General features: G+C 72.8%; 13 protein-coding genes. 3 read left to right on the top strand and 10 right to left on the bottom strand.

Annotation, left to right across the window (positions count from 1 at the left end; translation table 11 throughout):
- Window positions 1-2 precede the first annotated feature (2 nt).
- Entirely contained in the window at window positions 3-1,031 is a 1,029-nt protein-coding gene (locus ACVV2G_RS20335; protein WP_453844155.1) for a glycosyltransferase family 2 protein, read from the top strand.
- 416 nt (window positions 1,032-1,447) lie between these two features.
- On the opposite strand, the gene ACVV2G_RS20330 is transcribed toward ACVV2G_RS20335, so the two are convergent.
- The 6 genes from ACVV2G_RS20330 to ACVV2G_RS20305 all read right to left on the bottom strand — a co-directional run bounded on the left by ACVV2G_RS20330 (window position 1,448) and on the right by ACVV2G_RS20305 (window position 11,573).
- Window positions 1,448-3,175, bottom strand: a complete 1,728-nt coding sequence (locus ACVV2G_RS20330) for an LCP family protein (RefSeq protein WP_453844154.1) — start codon at window positions 3,173-3,175, stop codon at window positions 1,448-1,450.
- Between the two features lie 335 nt (window positions 3,176-3,510).
- On the bottom strand, window positions 3,511-5,238 hold the full coding sequence (locus ACVV2G_RS20325; protein ID WP_453844153.1) for an LCP family protein: 1,728 nt from the start codon (window positions 5,236-5,238) through the stop codon (window positions 3,511-3,513).
- Window positions 5,239-5,442: 204 nt separating this feature from the next.
- Complete coding sequence (locus tag ACVV2G_RS20320; protein ID WP_453844152.1) at window positions 5,443-7,146, bottom strand: LCP family protein; 1,704 nt, start codon at window positions 7,144-7,146, stop codon at window positions 5,443-5,445.
- Window positions 7,147-7,331: 185 nt separating this feature from the next.
- On the bottom strand, window positions 7,332-9,125 hold the full coding sequence (locus ACVV2G_RS20315) for an LCP family protein (protein ID WP_453844151.1): 1,794 nt from the start codon (window positions 9,123-9,125) through the stop codon (window positions 7,332-7,334).
- A 282-nt stretch (window positions 9,126-9,407) separates the two neighbouring features.
- Window positions 9,408-10,613: an LCP family protein gene (locus tag ACVV2G_RS20310; RefSeq protein WP_453844150.1), complete on the bottom strand. Its 1,206-nt coding sequence runs from the start codon at window positions 10,611-10,613 to the stop codon at window positions 9,408-9,410.
- Between the two features lie 195 nt (window positions 10,614-10,808).
- Window positions 10,809-11,573 (bottom strand): TIGR03089 family protein, encoded by a 765-nt coding sequence (locus tag ACVV2G_RS20305; protein ID WP_453844149.1) that lies wholly within the window; start codon window positions 11,571-11,573, stop codon window positions 10,809-10,811.
- Window positions 11,574-11,712: 139 nt separating this feature from the next.
- On the opposite strand from ACVV2G_RS20305, the gene ACVV2G_RS20300 reads away from it, so the two are divergent.
- Entirely contained in the window at window positions 11,713-13,221 is a 1,509-nt protein-coding gene (locus ACVV2G_RS20300) for a peptidoglycan recognition protein family protein (protein WP_453844148.1), read from the top strand.
- 219 nt (window positions 13,222-13,440) lie between these two features.
- On the opposite strand, the gene ACVV2G_RS20295 is transcribed toward ACVV2G_RS20300, so the two are convergent.
- The 4 genes from ACVV2G_RS20295 to ACVV2G_RS20280 all read right to left on the bottom strand — a co-directional run bounded on the left by ACVV2G_RS20295 (window position 13,441) and on the right by ACVV2G_RS20280 (window position 17,328).
- Complete coding sequence (locus ACVV2G_RS20295; RefSeq protein WP_453844147.1) at window positions 13,441-14,445, bottom strand: DNA-3-methyladenine glycosylase family protein; 1,005 nt, start codon at window positions 14,443-14,445, stop codon at window positions 13,441-13,443.
- 64 nt (window positions 14,446-14,509) lie between these two features.
- A complete protein-coding gene (locus ACVV2G_RS20290; protein WP_453844146.1) occupies window positions 14,510-15,841 on the bottom strand; it encodes a coenzyme F420-0:L-glutamate ligase in 1,332 nt (443 codons plus the stop codon).
- Window positions 15,838-16,797, bottom strand: a complete 960-nt coding sequence (gene cofD / locus ACVV2G_RS20285; RefSeq protein ID WP_453844145.1) for a 2-phospho-L-lactate transferase — start codon at window positions 16,795-16,797, stop codon at window positions 15,838-15,840. Before cofD ends, ACVV2G_RS20290 begins: the two co-directional genes overlap by 4 nt.
- A 33-nt stretch (window positions 16,798-16,830) precedes the next feature.
- Complete coding sequence (locus ACVV2G_RS20280) at window positions 16,831-17,328, bottom strand: cysteine dioxygenase (protein WP_453844144.1); 498 nt, start codon at window positions 17,326-17,328, stop codon at window positions 16,831-16,833.
- A gap of 687 nt (window positions 17,329-18,015) precedes the next feature.
- Between ACVV2G_RS20280 and ACVV2G_RS20275 the strand changes: the two genes are divergently transcribed.
- Window positions 18,016-18,279 carry a WhiB family transcriptional regulator gene (locus tag ACVV2G_RS20275; RefSeq protein WP_003975777.1) on the top strand — a complete coding sequence of 88 codons (264 nt, stop codon included), beginning with the start codon at window positions 18,016-18,018 and terminating at the stop codon, window positions 18,277-18,279.
- Window positions 18,280-18,392: the final 113 nt, after the last annotated feature.

Raw genomic sequence — 18,392 nt, 5'->3', positions numbered from 1 at the left:
CGATGAACGCCAAGTCCGACGTGCGGCCGTCCGCCGTTTCCGTGATCATGCCCGTCCTCAACGAGGAGCGGCACCTGCGCGGTTCCGTCCGCGCCATCCTCGCCCAGGAGTACGCCGGCGACATGGAGGTCGTGATCGCCCTCGGTCCCTCGACGGACCGTACGGACGAGATCGCCGCCGAGCTCGTCGCCGAGGATCCGCGCGTGCACACCGTGCCGAACCCCACCGGCCGGACGCCCGCCGCGCTGAACGCCGCGATCAAGGCCTCCCGCCACCCGGTCGTCGTGCGCGTCGACGGACACGGGATGCTGTCGCCGAACTACATCGCCACGGCCGTACGGCTGCTGGAGGAGACCGGTGCGCAGAACGTCGGCGGCATCATGCACGCCGAGGGCGAGAACGCCTGGGAGGAGGCCGTCGCCGCCGCGATGACGTCGAGGATCGGCGTGGGCAACGCCGCCTTCCACACGGGCGGCGAGGCGGCCCCGGCCGAGACCGTCTACCTCGGCGTGTTCCGCCGCGAGGCGCTGGAGCGGCAGGGCGGCTACAACGAGGAGTTCGTCCGCGCCCAGGACTGGGAGCTGAACTTCCGCATCCGCGAGGCCGGCGGTCTGATCTGGTTCTCGCCGGAGCTGAGGGTGTCCTACCGCCCGCGGCCCAGCGTGCGGGCCCTGGCCAAGCAGTACAAGGACTACGGCCGCTGGCGGCACGTCGTCGCCCGCTACCACTCCGGCTCCATCAACCTGCGCTACCTCGCCCCGCCGACGGCCGTGTGCGCCATCGCGGCCGGCGTCGTGGTGGGCGTGGCACTGACCCCGTGGGGCTTCGTCGTACCCGGCGGCTACCTGGCCGCGATCGCCGTCGGCTCGGTCCCGGCCGGCAAGGGGCTGGGGCTGAAGGCGCGGGCGCAGATCCCCGTGGCGCTGGCGACCATGCACATGTCGTGGGGCTGGGGCTTCCTGACCAGCCCGCGGTCGCTGGCGCGGAAGGTGATCGCCTCCCGGCGGCCGGCGGTGACCGGCGAGGCCTGAGCGCCGGGTCGTGGCCGGGCTCCGCGCGGCATGACGCGCGCGCCGCATCCCGCCGCCGAGGCACCGCGCCGCTGAGCCGGTCCGGCACCGGGCGGGTGGGTGTGCCGTACGACTCCCGGTGGTCGGTCGCCGGGCGGGTGGGCGCGCCGCGCGACCGGTGGTCCGTCATCCGGGCAGCCTGGTGTGCCGTACGACTCCCGGTGGTCTGTCGTCGGGCGGGTGGGTGCGCCGCACGATTCCCGGTGGCCGGTGGCCGGTGGCCGGTGGCCGGTGGCCGGTGGCCGGGCGGGTGGGCGCGCCGCGCGACCGGTGGTCCGTCATCCGGGCAGCCTGGTGTGCCGTATGGCACCCGGCCGGCCCCGGTGTCCGGGGTCCGGGTGCGGGTACGGCACCCGGACGGTCCGCGCGCCGCCGTGCTACCAGGTGAAGCCCTCCTGGATGTCCATGCAGGCGTCGGTGTCGTCGCCGCCCAGCGGGCGCGAGGACGAGGGCGCCGTGTCGCCTTCCCGGACGGCGGTGGGCGGGAGCGCGCCACTGCGCCAGTCCGCGCCCACGACGAGCGTGACCCCCGAGACGTCGGTCGACCTCTGCACGGAATCCGAGGGGAGCCCCACGGCCTCGGCCACGACCTGGGCGTCGTCCTCCAGGTCGGCGCCCGGGTAGAGGACGGCGGTCGTCTCCCGCGGCATGTACTGCGGGTCCACGGCGGCTTGGGTGAACCCCTTCTCCCGCAGGGAGGCCACCACGTCCGTGGCGCGCTGCGGCACCGTGGCCGCGGTGTCCGTACCCGTGCCGTTGCGCACCAGTACGGGGATGTCCTCGGCCGGTACGGCGGGGGGTCCGGAGGTGGCGGCGTCGGGCTCGGCTGCTTCACGCTGCGACGACTTGCCGTCCAGCGGCAGATCGCCGCGGACCATGGCGAAGAGCCGGGCGGCGTCCCCCTCCTTCGGCACGACCCGGTTGCGGTTCTGGGACCACGGCTCGGTGGGCATGGTGGTCATGGTGATCCGGCCGGTCGGCACCTTCTGCAACTCGCGCATCAGTCCGTACAGTTCGGCGACCGAGCCGAGCTCGGGGTCCACGGTGAGCGCCCCGGTCGCCGTCTCGGCCAGCCGGCGCAGCTTGTTGGGGCTGGTCAGCGTCGCGTTCTCGCGCAGCTCGCGCACCATGGAGTTCATGTACATGTGCTGCGCGTGCGTGCGCGCCAGGTCGGTGCCGTCCTCGAAGCCGTAGCGGGTCCGCAGCCACTGCAGCGCCTGTTCGCCCTTGACCTCGTGGGTGCCCTTGGCGAGCTTCAGCCCCGAACCCTGGCCGCCGGAGGTCCGTGAGTGGACGTTGTCCTTCACGCAGACCGGGACCCCGCCGATGGCGTCCGCCATCGAGACCACCCCGGCGAAGTCGAGCTGGACGAAGTGGTCGATGTGGATGTCGGTGAGGTGCTCCCAGGTGGCGACGGTGCAGCCGGGTCCGCCGCGCCCCAGCGACAGGTTCGTCATCCGCAGTCCGGTGCTCGCCGGGTACTCCTGCCCGTCGTCCGGATCGACGCACTTGGGGAACTCCACCATGGTGTCGCGCGGCATGCTGACCACCGAGATGTCGCTCCGGTCGGCCGACAGGTGCACGAGCATCTGCACGTCGGCCAGGGGCTCGGCGCCCACACTCTCCTCGTGCCCGCCGAGCCTGAGGTTCTCCGCGGTGTTACGGCTGTCGGAGCCGATCACGAGGATGTTCAGGGGCGTCTGCCCCGCGGCGTTCGGTGTGGGCTTCGCGGCCCGGCGCTCACCGAGGCTCAGCTCGTCCTTCTTGATGTTGCCGTTGAGGTGCCGGTAGTAGAGGTATCCGGCACACGCGGCGCCCAGTATGACGAACGACAGGACCAGCGCGGACCAGCGCAGGACGGAGCGCGCCCGGGAGCGCGGGCGCCGCTCCGCGCCGCCGCTTCCGTCACCGCTGTCGTCACCGCCGTCCCGGGTGTCCGGCGCCGGGGGACCGCTCCCGTCCCGGGTGTCCGGCGCCGGGGGACCGCTCCCGTCCTCGGCCGGCCCGCTCCCGGCGGGCCCGCTCCCGTCCCCGGCCCTCCCGGGCCGTCTCGAGCGTGGAACCCGTGGCCGTGTTCCCTCGTGCGATGTGCTGCCTCGCCCCATCTTCCCGCCTCCCCACCCCTGCGCCCCGGCCGGCGGTGTCCGCCGTACACGGAGACGCACGTCCGACCCGCCAGGTCGCCTGGCGTACCCAAGTTCCGCGCCGCCCAGCCGGGTGCGCGTCCACCGCGGCCCCGGCCGCGGTGGACGCCCTCCCGGACCGTCCTTCCCGCACCAGCCCCGGTACCCGCGGCTGGTGTCGTCGTGCTCGCCGCGTGTGTCGACACCGTTGTCGCGCGGCTCCCCGGCCGGTCATGGGACCTGACGCGAGGACAGCCGCCGGGCCGGCCGAGTCGTCCGGCGGTCGACAGCCGCCCCGAGCGGTCCTCGTCGCGGTGTCAGCCGGCGCACTGCACCTTGTCCGCCGTGGACTTCTCGACGTCCGGCGCCTCCGCCGGAGCGGTCAGCGCGACCCCCGCGCCCTTGAAGTCCTTGCCGAGGGTCAGCGTCATCGTGGGCAGTCCCTGGGCGTTGGCCACACTCTCGCCCGGCTTCAGCGCGGAGCCGGCAAGTCCCATGATCTCGGCGAGCCGGCGTGCCTGGTCGGCCTGGTCGGGGGCGTACTCGAGCGTGGTCCTGCTCAGGCTCTCCGGCGCGTTGCCCGCGTTCTCGGACTTGGTGACGCCCTCCTCGGTCTGCAGCCAGTTCAGGGTCGTCTGTGCCGATCCGCTCTCGGCGCCGCCGTTGAAGACCCGTACCCGCACCTCGGACGCCTCGGACCGGGTGCCGTCCAGCCGCGCGTCGACGGCGGCCTTCTCCTGCTTCTCCTTCTTCTTGACCTCGGTGAAGGAGACGTCGTTCTCGATGGCCTCGAAGACGGCCGGAGCCTTCGCCTCGTCCAGGACGACCGTGGCCTTGACCCTCTCGGCCGGGTTGTCCCGTACGGGCACCGTGGTGAAGGTGATGTTCTTCGTCGGTACCTTCTTCAGCTCCAGGGCCACGTCCTTGAGCGTGGTCACCTTGCCGATGCCGGTGTCGACGGTGAGCGCCTCGGTGGCCGCCTCCGCGAGCTTCAGCAGCTTGCTCGGGCTGGTGAGGGTGTCGCTGGAGGACATCTTGCGCATCAACGAGGCCATGAACTGCTGCTGGACCTTGATCCGGTCCAGGTCGCCCTGGTTGCCCCAGCTGTGCCGGGTCCGGACGAACGCCAGCGCCTGCTCGCCCTCGATCACGGACTCGCCCGCCGGCAACCGGAGTTTGGAGTCCGGGTCGTCGACGGCCCGCTCCACGCAGACCGGGATGCCGCCGACGGCACTGGTCAGCGTCTTGACGGCGTTGAAGTCGGCCATCATGAAGTGGTCCACGGAGATGCCCGTGTTCTCCTCGACCGTACGCATGGTGCAGCCCGGGTCCCGGCCGTCCTCGCCCAGACTCCGGTTGAAGCGCACGTCGGTCAGTCCCGGGACCACCTGCGTGGAGCCGTCCGCCTGCTTCGTCGGGCAGTCCGGGATGTCCACCTTCAGGTCGCGGGGGATGCTGAGCGCGGTGGCGTTCGTGCGGTCCTTGGAGACGTGGAGCAGGATCGTGGTGTCGGCGTGCCCGTTGCTGCCCGTGTCCCCGTAGCCCTCGTTGCCCTCACCGGTGCGCTTGTCGGTGCCCAGGACCAGGATGCTGAAGGCGTCGTCCTTGCTGAAGCTGCTGCTGCCGGCGCTGCCGACGTCCGTCGTCGTGACGTTGCCCTCGAGGTGCTTGAGGTAGAGGTAGCCGCCGACACCGGCCCCGAGGACGACGAACGCCGTGGTGCCGCTGGTCCACAGCAGCACCTTCCTGCCCTTCGCCTTCTTCTTCCCCGGCCGCCGTCCGCGCCGTCCCGGCGCCGGTTCCTCGGGCGCCGTGCGCCGCCGCTGGGGCGGGACCTCGCGGCCGGGCGCGGCCGTACGGCGACGCGTCGCGCCGGCACCGCTCCCGGCACCGTCGGCGCCGGGGGCGGAAGCGCGGGGACCCGGGACGGACGACTGCGGTGCGGAAGGAGGCAGTCGCAGTTCGTATTCACCGGTCCGCGGATTGAGGACCCACTGGTCTGCGGGATCGACGTTGTCTGCCCGCCCACGTCCTTGCGCGTCCACGCTCTCCCAATCCTCCGTCGGGCCACGCGGCACCTTCTGCCGGAAGGCGCACGATAGTGGGTCAACATGTGCGCGACGCCAGGGCGGACCTCGCGGCGGGGGCACTGGAGCGCTCACACTATCCGTCCGGTTCGGTGTCGAACGACACCGGTGCCACATTCGACACCCCTACAACAGGGCAATTCCTGCTATTTTCCTGACCTCCTACCATCGGTACGGCTCGTACACGTTCATGCACGTGCCGGTGTCCGAGCCGTTGATCGCGTCGCTGTTGTCCGGGAGGTCCCCGGCCCCGGGTTCGTCCTGCTCCGGGTACGACGTGCCCGAGCGCCAGTCCGCTCCCACGGCGAGCGTGATCCCGGACACGTCCGCCGACTCGCGCACCGCGCTCGCCGGTATGCCCAGCGCCTCCGCGACGCGCAGGGCGTCACCCGCCGTCCCGGCGCTCGGGTACCGGACCGCGGTTCGTTCCTCGGCCGAGGAGGCCGAGGGGTCCTTGGCCGCCTTCCCGAAGCCCTTCTCCACCAGCGCCCGGGCGACCGCGCCCGCACGGCCGGTGACCGGGCCGAGGGTGCGGGAGCGGGTGGCGTTCAGGACGGTGACGCCGATCTCGGAGTCGGGGGCGGCGGCGTCCTCGGCCGGCTCCCCGCCGCCGCTGTCCTTTCCGGCGTCCTCCCCGGCGCCGGCGTCCTCGCCGCCGTTCCTGACGCCCTTGTCGTCGCTCTTGGCGCCCTTGTCGTCGAAGGACACGTCGTCGCGGATCATCGCCCACACCTTCTCCGCGTCGTCGCCGGCCGGCAGCAGGTGGTTCCGGTCGCGGTCGTCCTGGACGGTGGGCATCGTCGTCATGGTGATGCGGTCCGTCGGCACCGTCCTGAGCTGCGTGCCCAGGTCGTAGAGCTTCTTGACCGTGCCGATCTCCTCGGAGACCGTCAGCGACTTCGTGGCCGCCTCGGCCAGACCCGTCAGCCTGCCCGTGTCGGTGAAGACGTTCCGCCCCTTCAGGGTGCGGATCATCGAGTTCATGTACATGTGCTGGGCCCGGGCCCGCAGCAGGTCGCTGCCCCACGCGTGCCGGGTGCGCAGCCACTGCAGCGCCTGCTCGCCCCGCACCTTCTTCCGGCCGGCCTCCATCTTGAGGCCCGAGCCGCCGGGCACTCCGGGCAGCGGGCGGTCCCACACGTTCTGGTTCACGCAGACCTCGACGCCTCCGACGGCGTCGGCCATCGACACCACGCCCGCGAAGTCGATCGTCATCCAGTGGTCGATGTAGACGCCGGTGAGGTTCTCCCAGGTGGCCAGGGTGCAACCGGCGCCGCCCCGGCCCAGCGACTCGTTGATGATCGTGTTGGTGGCGGGGTACTTCTCGCCGCTGTCCGGGTCGGTGCACTCGGGGATGTCGACCCTGGTGTCGCGGGGGATGCTCACCACCGCGGCGCTCTTGCGGTCGGCCGAGAGGTGGACGAGCATCTGGACGTCGCCCAGTGGTGGGTTGTCGCGGTGGTTCCTGCCGCCGCCCAGTGACACGTTCGCGTCGGAGGCGCGGCTGTCGGAGCCGATGAGCAGGATGTTCAGGGGCCTCTGGCCGGCCGCGTTCGGCTCGGTCCTGTGGGCCTTGGAGTCGCCGCTGCTGCGCTCGCCCTTGTTGATGTTGCCGTTCAGGTGCTCGTAGTAGAGGTATCCGGCGCCGGCCGTGCCGAGTATCAGTACCGCGAGGGTCGACGCGGACCACCGCAGCGCGCGATGGCGGCGCCCGGCCCGCCGCCCTCCCCTCCGCCGCCCGTGCCCGCTCGCACCCGGGGCGTCCCCGCCCGGGGCGGTGCCGCCCGGGGCGGTGCCGCGCGTGCCCCGGGCGCGTCGGGCGGTGTCCGGTCGTGGTCCGTCCCCGCGCGCCCTGCTCTGCGTCATGTCCCTCTCCCACCCTTGCCCCGCGACGCCGCCTTCGCGCGCTGCCCGTTCACCCGGTTGGACGTGCGGGCCTGCGCGTTGGCTGTACGGCGGGGCCGACGGATTGCTCCGTCCAAAAGGGCCGCTCCCGTCCCCGTCGTACCGATGGACTGTCGTCCTGTCAGACGTACGACGGGCCCGTCAGGTCACTTCGCGCACTCGACCTTGTCCGCCGTGGACTTCTGCACGCCCTCGGGAGCCTCGCCGGAAGCGGCGTCGAGCTTCACTCCGGCGCCCTTGAAGTCCTTGCCGAGGGTGAGGGTCATGGTGGGCAGGCCCTGGGCGTTGGTGACGCTCTCGCCGGGTTTCATGGCGGCGCCGGACAGGCCGAGGATCTCGGCGAGGGCGCGGGCCTGGTCGGCCTGGTCGGGGGCGTACTCGAGGGTGGTCTTCGCGAGGTCCGCGTCGGCGTTGCCCCCGTTCTCGGACTTGGTGACGCCGGCCTCGGTCTGGAGGTAGGTCAGCTCCCGCTGGGCACTGCCGCCGGAGGCGCCGCCGTTGAGGACGCGGACGCGGATCTCGGAGGGGTCGGACTTCTCGCCCTCGAGCCGGGCGGCGTCGGCGGCGGCCTCCTTCTTGTCCTCCTCCTTCTCCTTCTCCTTGACCTCGGTGAAGGAGACGTCGCCCTTGATCATGTCGAAGACCTGCTGGGCGGAATCCTCCTGGAGGACGACGGTCGCCTTGACCTCCTCGGCGGGGTTGTCGCGCACCGGCACCGTGGTGAAGGTCAGGTTCTTGGTGTTGAGCTTGCCCAGCTCCAGTCCGAGGTCCTTCAGCTTGCCGATGCTGTCCAGCTGGGAGTCGACGGTCAGCGCCTCGGTCGCCGCCTCGGCCAGCTTCACCATCTTCGACGGGCTGGTGAGGGTGTCGTTGGATTTGAGCTTGCGCATCAGGGCGCTGAGGAACTGCTGCTGGATCTCGATGCGGCTCAGGTCGCCGCCGAGGCCCACGGAGTGCCGGGTGCGTACGAAGGCCAGCGCCTGCTCGCCCTCGATCGTGTGCTCGCCCGCGGGCAGTTTGAGGTGCGAGTCCGGGTCGTCGATGTCCTTCGCCAGGCACACTTCGACGCCGTCGACGGCGGTGGTGAGCGTCTTGACCGCGTTGAAGTCGGCCACCATGAAGTTGTCGGGCGTGACCCCGGTCAGTTCGGTGACGGTCCGCATGGTGCAACTGGGCGTGCGGTCGCTCTGCCCGAGGCTCGTGTTGAAACGGACGCCGGTGGAGCCGGGGATGACCTTCGTGGACCCGTCCTCCTGCGTGGTCGGGCAGTCGGGGATGTCGACGATCAGGTCGCGGGGGATGCTGAGCGCGGTGGCGTTGGAGCGGTCCTTGGAGACGTGCAGCAGGATCGTGGTGTCGGCGTGACCGGCGCTGCCCGTGTCCCCGTAGCCCTCGTTGCCGGCCCCGGTGCGCTTGTCGGTGCCGATCAGCAGGATGTTGATCGCCTTGTCCTTCTGGAAGCCACCGGTGCTCGCGCCGTCGTCGGCGACGGACTTGATGTTGTCGTTGAGGTGGTCCAGGTAGAGGTAACCGGCGGCGCCGGCGGCGAGGACGACGAACGCCATGGTGCCGCCGGTCCACAGCAGGAGCTTCTTGCCCTTCGGCTTCTTCTTCGCCGGCTGCCGGCGCCCCCGCCGTCCGGGCGGCGGTTCCTCGGGGGCCGCACGCCGCCTGCGCGGAGCGGGAACCCCACGCCCCGGCGCGGCCGAGGGCGCGGAGGCCGACGCCTGAGCGCCGCGGCCGCGGGTTCCGGACTTGGCGGGGGCGCCGGACCGGCGTGCACCGCGGGTGGGGCCGGCTGCGGCACCGCGAGGGCCGGGAACCCTCGACTGCGGTGCGGAAGGGGTCAGTCGCAGCTCGTATTCACCGGTGTCCGGATTGAGTACCCACTGGTCTGCGGGGTCGGTGTCTTCCGCCCGCCCACGGCCTTGCGCGTCCACGGTTGTCCGAATCCTCCGTCGTGGCCCGTGGCACCTTCCCCTCAAGGCGCCCGGTCTCGCTCACTCGGTGCGCGGCCGTGGGCAGAACCCCGTGGCCGGGTACACCGGAGCGCTCACATTAACCGTCCTGTTCGGTACGGGGCGACGGCAGTGACACATTCCACGAACCTTACAAGTGGGCAATCCAGCCCATTTCTCGGACAATTGTCCGACGGTCCGCGTGGAAGTCCTGCCGGTGCCGAGCCGTCCTTGCGTCCGCCTTGCGTCGTCTTGGCGCGCGCTTTACCCGCAGACGTCCTGGGCGGCGGTGTTCCCGCTGAACGTCGGCGCCGGAGAATCGTCGGCGCCGGGTGCCCGGGGTGCCGCGGAGCCGGCCGGTGTGTCCGCGCCGTTCTCCGCCTCGGCCGCCGCCTCGACCGTCACGGGTTCGTCCGTCCGCAGGCGGGTGAACAGCTTCTCGGCGCCGGGCCGCGCCAGTTGGTCGCGATTGGGGTCGCCCGCGTACGACTCCCGCGGGACGGTCAGGAACTGCACGCGTGCGGTGGGGATGTCGCGCAGCCCGCGCGCGAGGTCGTACAGGCTCCGCAGGCTCGCCAGCTCCGGGTCCGTCGTCAGGGACGACGTGGCCGCGTCCAGGACGGGATACAGCTTCACGGGGTTCAGCAGTACGTCGTTGCTCTGCACCTTGTTGACGAGCGCTCCGAGGAAGCGCTGCTGCCGGTCCATCCGGTCGGTGTCGCTGCCGTCGCCGAGCGACTTGCGGGCGCGGACGTAGCCGAGCGCCTGCTCCCCGTCGAGTGTCACCCGGCCCGCGGGCAGCCTCAGGCCGGCGTCCTCGTCGTCGACCGGCTTCCGCAGGCACACCTCGACGCCGTCGAGCGCGTCGATCATCTCCTTGAAGCCCTGGAAGTCGACGACCACGTGGTGGTCGACGCGGATGCCGGTCAGCTTCTCCACGGTCCGTACCGTGCACGCCGAACCGCCCGCCTCGAAGGCGTGGTTGAACTGCTCGAACGCGGGCGCCGTGCGCGAACCGTCGGGGCGGCGGCAGCCGGGCACGTCCACCATCAGGTCGCGGGGGAGGGAGACGGCGGTGGCGCTGTCCCGGCCCGCGGCCAGGTGCAGCAGGATGGTGGTGTCCGACCGCTCGGTTCCGTCGTCCCGCCCGTAGCGCCCGTTGCCGTCGCCGGACCGCGAGTCCGACCCGATCACCAGCACGTTCCGGGCGCCGCGGACCAGCGCGGTGGGCCGCTCCTTCTCGTACCGGGCGAGTTCGGCCGCCGCCGCCTCGTCCGCCGTGATGTTGCCGTCCAGCTTGGCGTACACCGCCCATCCGGCCCCGGCGGCACCGACGACCAGTACGGCGGCCGCGATGCCCGCACGCCCCAGCCGCCGTCTCCGGCGACGCCTCAGCCCGTCCCCGGTCGCGGACGCCCCCGCCCCGGGCGTGAGCCCACCGAAGGACGTGCCCGCGTCGTCGTCGCTCACGTCTCCCTCCGTCCCCGCACCCGTGCGCTCCTACGACCATGGCCCGGGCGGAGGCCGGAGGGGGCACGGGGCTGGGCCGAACGGGGGGCGGGCCCGTCCAGGCACGTCGGACAGGCACGTCGGACAGGCACGTCCGACAGGCACGCCCGGCGCCTCGCCGGTCCGGGCCGGGCCGAGGTCCGGGGAGGAGGGCGGTCAACGGGCCGTGGCCGAGACCCTCTCCGTTTCGATCCGCTGGTCCAGGACCCCCGCGCCCGCCTGCTCCAGATGCCGGCACAGCACCACCGACCCGCCGCTGGCCAACGGCCCGTACAAGCCGGCGCTCAGCCCCTCCCACGTGTCGTACGGCAGCCCCGACAGGATGCGCGCCCCCGGCCCCGTGAGCCCCAGCCCCGACGCCTCCGTCCGGGCCCGCTCCACGACCTCGGCCGCGCTGAACTCCCGCCCGGCCACGATCAGCGCGGGCGACTCCGGATCCACCGGCACGTACGGCACGAACCGGTCGCCCTGCCCCGGCACCTCCACGGCGTAGTCGGCGAAGCCCTCCGGCGCACGCGGCACGAACCGCCCGCCGAGCGGTCGCAGCGCCAGCGCCACCCGGGCACCCGGGCACGCCCGTGCCGCCTCCAGCGACTCCGGCTCCGGCCCGCTCACGACCACGTCGGCCGCCGCCGGGTCACCCGCCACGTCGGCGACGACACCCACCGACGCGCACGCCAGCAGCCACACCGCCGTCTGCCAGTGCGCGGGCAGCAGCAGCGCGACCCGGTCGCCGGGTTCGGCGGACAGTTCGTCCTGGAGCAGGTTGGCGGTCTTGGCCACCCAATTGGCGAAGGTGGCCACGGACAGTTCCACGCGTTCGCCGGTGGCGTCGTCGTAGAAGGTCACCAGGGGGCGCCCGGGGTCCGCGGCGAGCGCGGAACTCAGCAGGTCGGCAGGGGTGCGGTCGGTCGAGTTCACCCGCGCAAGCGTACGCGGGCGGGCGGCTGCGCACCGGGCGTACGGCGTACCGCACGGCCACCGGATCGGAGGAAACGACCCTACGGCCCGTCAGGTTACGGATGGACAGATTTGCTCGGAGATGTCCACGATCAGGGGCATGCGTGGATTCCTTGCTTCCTCGATCGGTGTCACGTGCGCGGCGGCCCTGGCCCTCCCGCTCGCCCCGCCCGTGGCGGCGGCCACCTCCGCGGCCCGTCCCACGAACGGCACGACGGCGCGGGCCGAGGCGTCCGTCCCCGGCAGCACCCAGTCGCTGCCCCTCACCCCTCTCGCCCGCGACCGCGCCCCCGGCGCCGCCGAGCAGGGCGTTCCCCGTCGGGACGTACGGCACTTCTCGCTGGTCGGCGTCGTCTGGGACGACCCGGCCACCGCACTGCACGGCCACGTCCAGGTCCGCACCCGCGCCACCGCGACCGGTGCGTGGTCCGGCTGGCAGGAACTGGAGACCCACAACGCCCAGCACGCCGCCGACCCCGGCACCTCCGAGAGCACCTCGGGCCGCGTCCGCGGCGCCACCGCCCCGCTGTGGGTGGGCGAGTCCGACGGCGTCGAGGTGCGGGTACGGGCGGAGAGCACCCCGGAGGCCACGACGCCCACCGGGCCCGCGGAGGCCGAGCCGCCCACCGGGTCCGCAGGGGCCGAAGCGGCGTCACGCACCGGGCCCGCCGGGGCCGCGACGCCCGCCGGACCCGCCGGGAACGTCAGGGCGGCCGGGGCAGCCCCGGCCGCCGCCTCCCCGCTCCCCACCGGCATGCGGCTCGAACTCATCGACCCCGGCGCCGGCTCACCGCCCGCCGCGGCCCCGGGACCGGAAGGAGACGCCCGTACCGCCGCCCCGGCCGCCGAGTCCGCCGAGGCCCTCGCCGCCTCCACCGTCAACGCCGGGCTCGCCCCGCTCGGCGCCACCGAGATCCCGGCCCTGAGCCGCGCCCGGACCGAGGCCGAACTCCTCGCCGCGGGCAGCACCGGCGTGCTGACGGCACCGCAGGGGGCGAAGCCGTACATCGGCCCCCGCCCGGGCATCACCACGCGCCGCGGCTGGGGTGCCGACGAGAAGCTGCGGGAGAAGAAGTTCGTGTACACGCAGAAGGTCAAGGCGGCCTTCGTGCACCACTCGGCCACCGGCAACAACTACCGCTGCTCGCAGGCGCCGTCGGTCATCCGCAGCATCTACCGCTACCACGTCAACAGCATGGGCTGGCGCGACCTCGGCTACAACTTCCTCGTCGACAAGTGCGGAAAGATCTACGAGGGCCGGGCCGGGGGCGTGTCCAGGGCGGTCCTGGGCGCCCACACCATGGGGTTCAACTCCCACAGCATGGGCATCGCCGTCCTCGGCACGTACGGCTCCAGCAAGCCGTCGTCGGCCGCCGTGAAGGCGATTGCCCGGCTCACCGCGTGGAAGCTCGGTCTCTACGGTATGAACCCGCGCGGGAAGACGTACCTGAAGTCGGGCGGCGGCAATCTCCACCGAAAAGGCAAGAACGTACGACTGAACGTCATCTCCGGTCACCGCGACGGCTTCGCCACGAGCTGCCCGGGCAAGAAGCTCTACGCCCAGCTCGGCACGAGCCGCTCGACGGCGGCGAAGTACCAGGGCCGCTGAGGGCGGAACACCGCACGACGGCGGCACGGGTGAGCGCTGGGGCACCCCGCAGCGCCGGACAGCCTCACGCCCCCGCACCGTCGCTGGGGCACCCCGCAGCGCCGGACAGCCCGCACCACCCTCGGCGCACGCCCACGCCGGACAACCACCCACACCGACCGCCCCACGCCCGACCGGCCCCCCACCGCGGCCCGCCCGGCGTCCGGCCAACACGCCCCCTCAGAGCCGCTCGATCCCCCGCGGAGCCATCCGCGGCGCCCGCCTCCCCGGCACCCGCCCGCTCAGCAGCACCAGCCGAGCCGCCCGATGCCGCTGCCCGGCATACGGCTCCAGCAGCCGCAGCATCGCGGAATCGTCCGCATCCCGGTCCCCGGCCAGCGCGAACCCCACGATCCCCGGCAGGTGCAGATCCCCGACCGTCACCGCGTCCGGCGCCCCATGACTGCGCTGCACGGTCTCCGCGGACGTCCACGGACCGATCCCGGACACGACCTCCAGCCGTTCCCGCGCCGCCGCCGGCTCCATCCCCGCCGCCTCCTCCAGCCGCGTGGCGACCCGCACCGCCCGCAGGACCGTCGACGCCCGCTTGTCGTCCACCCCGGCCAGGTGCCACTCCCAGGACGGGATCAACGCCCACGTCCGCGCCGCCGGCATGACACACATCCGCCCGGGCGCGGGCCCCGGCGCCGGTTCCCCGTACTTCCGGACGAGCAACCGCCACGCCTGGTACGCCTCCAGCGTCGTGACCTTCTGCTCCAGGATCGACGGGATCAGCGACTCCAGCACCAGCCCGGTCCGCGTCAGCCGCAGCCCCGGCCGCCGGTGCGCGGTGAACGCCAGCAGCCGGTGCCGGGGCACGAAGGCGGACGGGTCGTCGTCGGCGCCCAGCATCCGCGGCAGCTGCTCCAGCAGCCACTGCGCGCCCGGCCCCCAGGCCTCGCCGCGCACCTCGCCGCCGCGCGCCGTGACCCGCAGCGTGCCCGGCCCGGCGGGCGTGCGGCTGGCCCGCCACACCGATCCGTCCGGCATCGTCCGGAACGTGGGATCGCCCGGCCCGCGTCGCAGCGGACCGAGCACCAGCCCCAGCTCCAGCGGCCCGTCCGGCACCCACACCCGCACCCTGCCCGGCGCGTGGGCCTGCCGGGGCACGCCGTTCGCGGGCACGACGGACTCCCCGCCGCGCACGGTGGCGCGCGTGGGCCGGGGAGCGAAACGTCCTGCCACGGGTGAGGTCCTCGAGACGGGGGAGGGAACAGTCCCTACGAGGGTAGAGGCTCGCCCGGACCGCTCACCGCACCTCGATGAACGACCCCGCGTCCCGCTCCGGCCGCGCCTTCGGCTCCTGAGCCGGATGACCGACCGCCACCGCACCCATCGGGTCCCAGTCCTCCGGCAGCCCCAGCACCTCACGCACGACGTCCCGGCAGAACATCGTCGAGGACACCCACGCGGACCCCAGCCGCTCCCCGGCGAGCGCGACGAGCAGGTTCTGCACGCCCGCTCCGGTGGCGACCACGAACATCTCCCGCTCGGCCCCGTCGCGCCGCGCGTCCCCGTAGGTGTGCGAGCCGTCCATCACCAGGCACGGCACGACCAGGTACGGCGCGTTGCGCAGCACGTCCCCGCGCCGGACCCGCTTGGCGATCGACTCCTCGCTCTTGCCGTCCCGCCGCAGGTCCGCGACCCAGGCGTCCCGCATCGCGTCCAGCAGACGGACACGGGACCGCGGCGACTCCAGCAGCACGAACCGCCACGGCGTCGTGTGGTGCGGAGCCGGTGCGGTCACGGCCGCGGCCACCGCCCGGCGTACGGCAGCGGGGTCGACCGGCTCATCCGTGAAGGCCCGCACCGTACGGCGCTGGGTGACCGCCTGCCGTACCGCCTCCGACGTACCCAGCCGGAACATGTCGTCGCGCGCGCCGCGCACCATGGCCCGCGCGCCCTCGCCGTCCTCCTCGGTCACCACCTGCGGCAGCCCGCGCACGACGGCGACGGGCAAGCCCGCCGCCTTGCCCTTGACCAGGTCGCCCGCGGCGGCGAGCTCGTCGGCCGTGGCGACGACCGTGACGCCGAGCGGATTGCCGTGCGCGTCCGTGCCCCCGCGCAGGTCGTCGAGGACCCGCACCCCGGCGGCGCCGATCGCGACGTCCGTGAGCCCGGCCCGCCAGGGCCGCCCGAAGGTGTCGGTGACGACGACGCCGACGTCCACGCCCAGCTCTTCGCGCAGACCGTCGCGGACGCCGCGCGCGGAGGCGTCCGGGTCCTCGGGAAGCAGCAGCACCGTCCCGGAGGGTGTGTTGGAGGCGTCGACCCCGGCCGCCGCCATGACGAGGCCCTGCCGGTTCTCGACGATGCGCAGCGCGCCGCGCCGGGCCACCACCCGTACGGTCTCCGCGTCGATCGCGGCCTCCCGGTCGGCGGCTCGGACGATCCGGCCCTCGGCCTTGGAGACGATCTTCGAGGTGACGAGCAACACGTCCCCGTCGGCCAGCCCGGGCTCGGCCGCCGCGATCAGCTGGGCCAGGTCGTCGCCCGGCCGGACCTCAGGCAGCCCGGGGACGGCCCACACCCGGTAGCCCTTCCGGTGGCCGGCCGCCCCGTCCCGCACGCCCCCGCTCACGCCTCCCGCACCTCCTCCGCCAGCGTCAGCGCCTCCCGGGCCATCCGCGCCGTCGCGTCGAGGTCGGTCATCATGAGCGGGACGGCGCGGCAGAGGATGCCGGCCGCCTTCACGCGTGTGACGGACTCCGCGTCGACCGTGTCGACCAGCCAGCCGTCGAGCAGGCCCGAGCCGTAGTGCTCGGCGACGGCGGCGGCCGTGGACTCCACGCCGACCGCCGCGAGCACCTTGTCGGCCATCCCGCGCACGGGCGCGTCCCCGACGATCGGGGACAGGCCGACCACCGGCACCCCGGCGTCGGCGATCGCCTCCCGGATGCCGGGCACGGCGAGGATCGTGCCGACCGAGACGACCGGGTTGGACGGCGGGAAGAGGATGACGTCCGCCTCCGCGATGGCCTCCAGGACGCCGGGCGCGGGCTTCGCCCGGTCGGCGCCGACCGGGACGACCGCCTCGGCGGGCACCGAGGCCCGCAGCCGCACCCAGTACTCCTGGAAGTGGACCGCCTTGCGCTCCCCGTCCAGCTCGACGGCGACGTGGGTCTCCACCCGGTCGTCGCTCATCGGGATGAGACGCACGCCGGGCTTCCAGCGGTCGCACAGCGCCTGCGTCACCGCGCTGAGCGGGTACCCGGCGGTGATCATCTGCGTCCGCACGATGTGCGTGGCGAAGTCGCGGTCGCCGAGGCCGAACCACTCGGGGCCGACGCCGTACGCCGCGAGTTCCTCCTTCAGGTGGAAGGTCTCGTCGGCCCGCCCCCAGCCCTGCTCCTCGTTGATGCCGCCACCGAGCGTGTACATCACCGTGTCGAGGTCCGGGCAGACCTTCAGCCCGAAAAGGTGGATGTCGTCCCCGGTGTTGCCGATGACCGTGATGTCCGCGTCCGGCGCGGCCTGCTTCAGACCACGCAGGAACCGGGCACCGCCGATGCCGCCTGCCAGAACCACAATGCGCATGGCCCCAGTCTCGCAGGCGGGTGCGACAGTGCGTCAGGCAGTCGTCACGGCACCGGCGTCCGAGCACCGCGCGGAGTGCATCGGCATCGACGTGAGCCCCGGGTGGTAGACGTGCAGGCTGACCGCCGGCTCCAGCGCGTCGTTGGCCACCTCGTGCACGTAGCCCGGCGCGAAGACCCGCTGCGCCCCCTTCTCCAACGCGCGCGTGCCGCGCCGAGTGCGCTCGGTGAGCGTGCCGTCCAGGACGGTCAGGACGCCGGAGGACCGGCCGTGGTCGTGTCGTCCGCTGCCCTGGCCCGGCACCCAGGACAGCAGCCAGACCTCGTAGCCGGGGCCGGTGCGCAGCCGGTGGTACCAGCGTGCCGTCGCGTCGTACCGCACGAGGTGCGCCCACTGGGAGCGGTCGGCGGCGAGGGAGCGGGCCAGGCCGGCGAACTCGGCGACGGTGGCAGGGTGCTCGCGCGGTGCCTGGAGGAGGTGCGGGACTTCGAGGATGTCGCCGGCGATCTGGAGGTCGCTGTCGCTGTTCATGGGTCGGTGGTTCCTCGGCAGGAGAGTGCGGGGGAGAAGCGGAGACGGCGAAGCACGGCCCTGGTGGGGCGAGGGGTGGACGGCCGGGTCGCGTGGACCCGGAGACGGCCGGAGCGCGGTGGGCTCAACAGCCGGAACGGCGACAACGGCTACAGCGAGCGCGGGCAGCACCGTGGGACCCGGCGGTGCGGGTCGAGGTGAGCGCCAAGTTCGCGAGCATGCCCACAAGGACAGCGGTTCACACCGGCACTGTCAACTCGATGCCCGTTATGTGGGACATGCTTCACCTCATCCGGTTCATCTCACAGGTGAAAGGTTTGCTCAGGGGGGTTCCGGGACACATGGCGCACAAGCCGGGCGCACAACCCCCGTTGCGATCCCGTGATCCGAATGTGATCCGGTTCGCTTCGGCGTGTGTATCGGAACGGGATCGAACGCCGGGACGTCCTTCCCTGTGCAGGCTCTGCGCGGGATCGGTGCCCCTGTGGGCCTCATCGGTATGTCAAGGTTTAAGGCGATTTGAACACTTTCCGCATGGCCTTGGTTCCGCAGAGTGAATAAGGGGCCCAATAGCAGATCTCGGCTTGACTCGCCCGGAGCAGCACACTTGTAATTTCACTCGTGTCGTTCAGCCGGAATCGATAACGGCTGGATCACGGGGACGCGAAAGACGGACGAGGGGCGCACATGACCGAGCTGGTGCAGCAACTGCTGGTCGACGACGCGGACGAGGAACTCGGCTGGCAGGAGCGCGCACTGTGCGCCCAGACCGACCCCGAGTCCTTCTTCCCCGAGAAGGGCGGGTCCACCCGGGAGGCCAAGAAGGTCTGCCTCGCCTGCGAGGTCCGCTCCGAGTGCCTCGAGTACGCCCTCGCGAACGACGAGCGCTTCGGCATCTGGGGCGGCCTGTCCGAGCGGGAACGCCGCCGGCTGAAGAAGGCCGCCGTCTGAGCCGCCGCCCGACGGACGGAGCGGCGCACACCCGCGTGCACCCGCACCCGCACCCGCACGCGTACATACCGGCGGGATCGGCAGGATCGGCGGGAACGGCCCGTCGCGGGTGG

This window comes from Streptomyces sp. JK94 (assembly GCF_053613315.1).
This window is presented reverse-complemented; position numbering and strand designations above follow the sequence as displayed.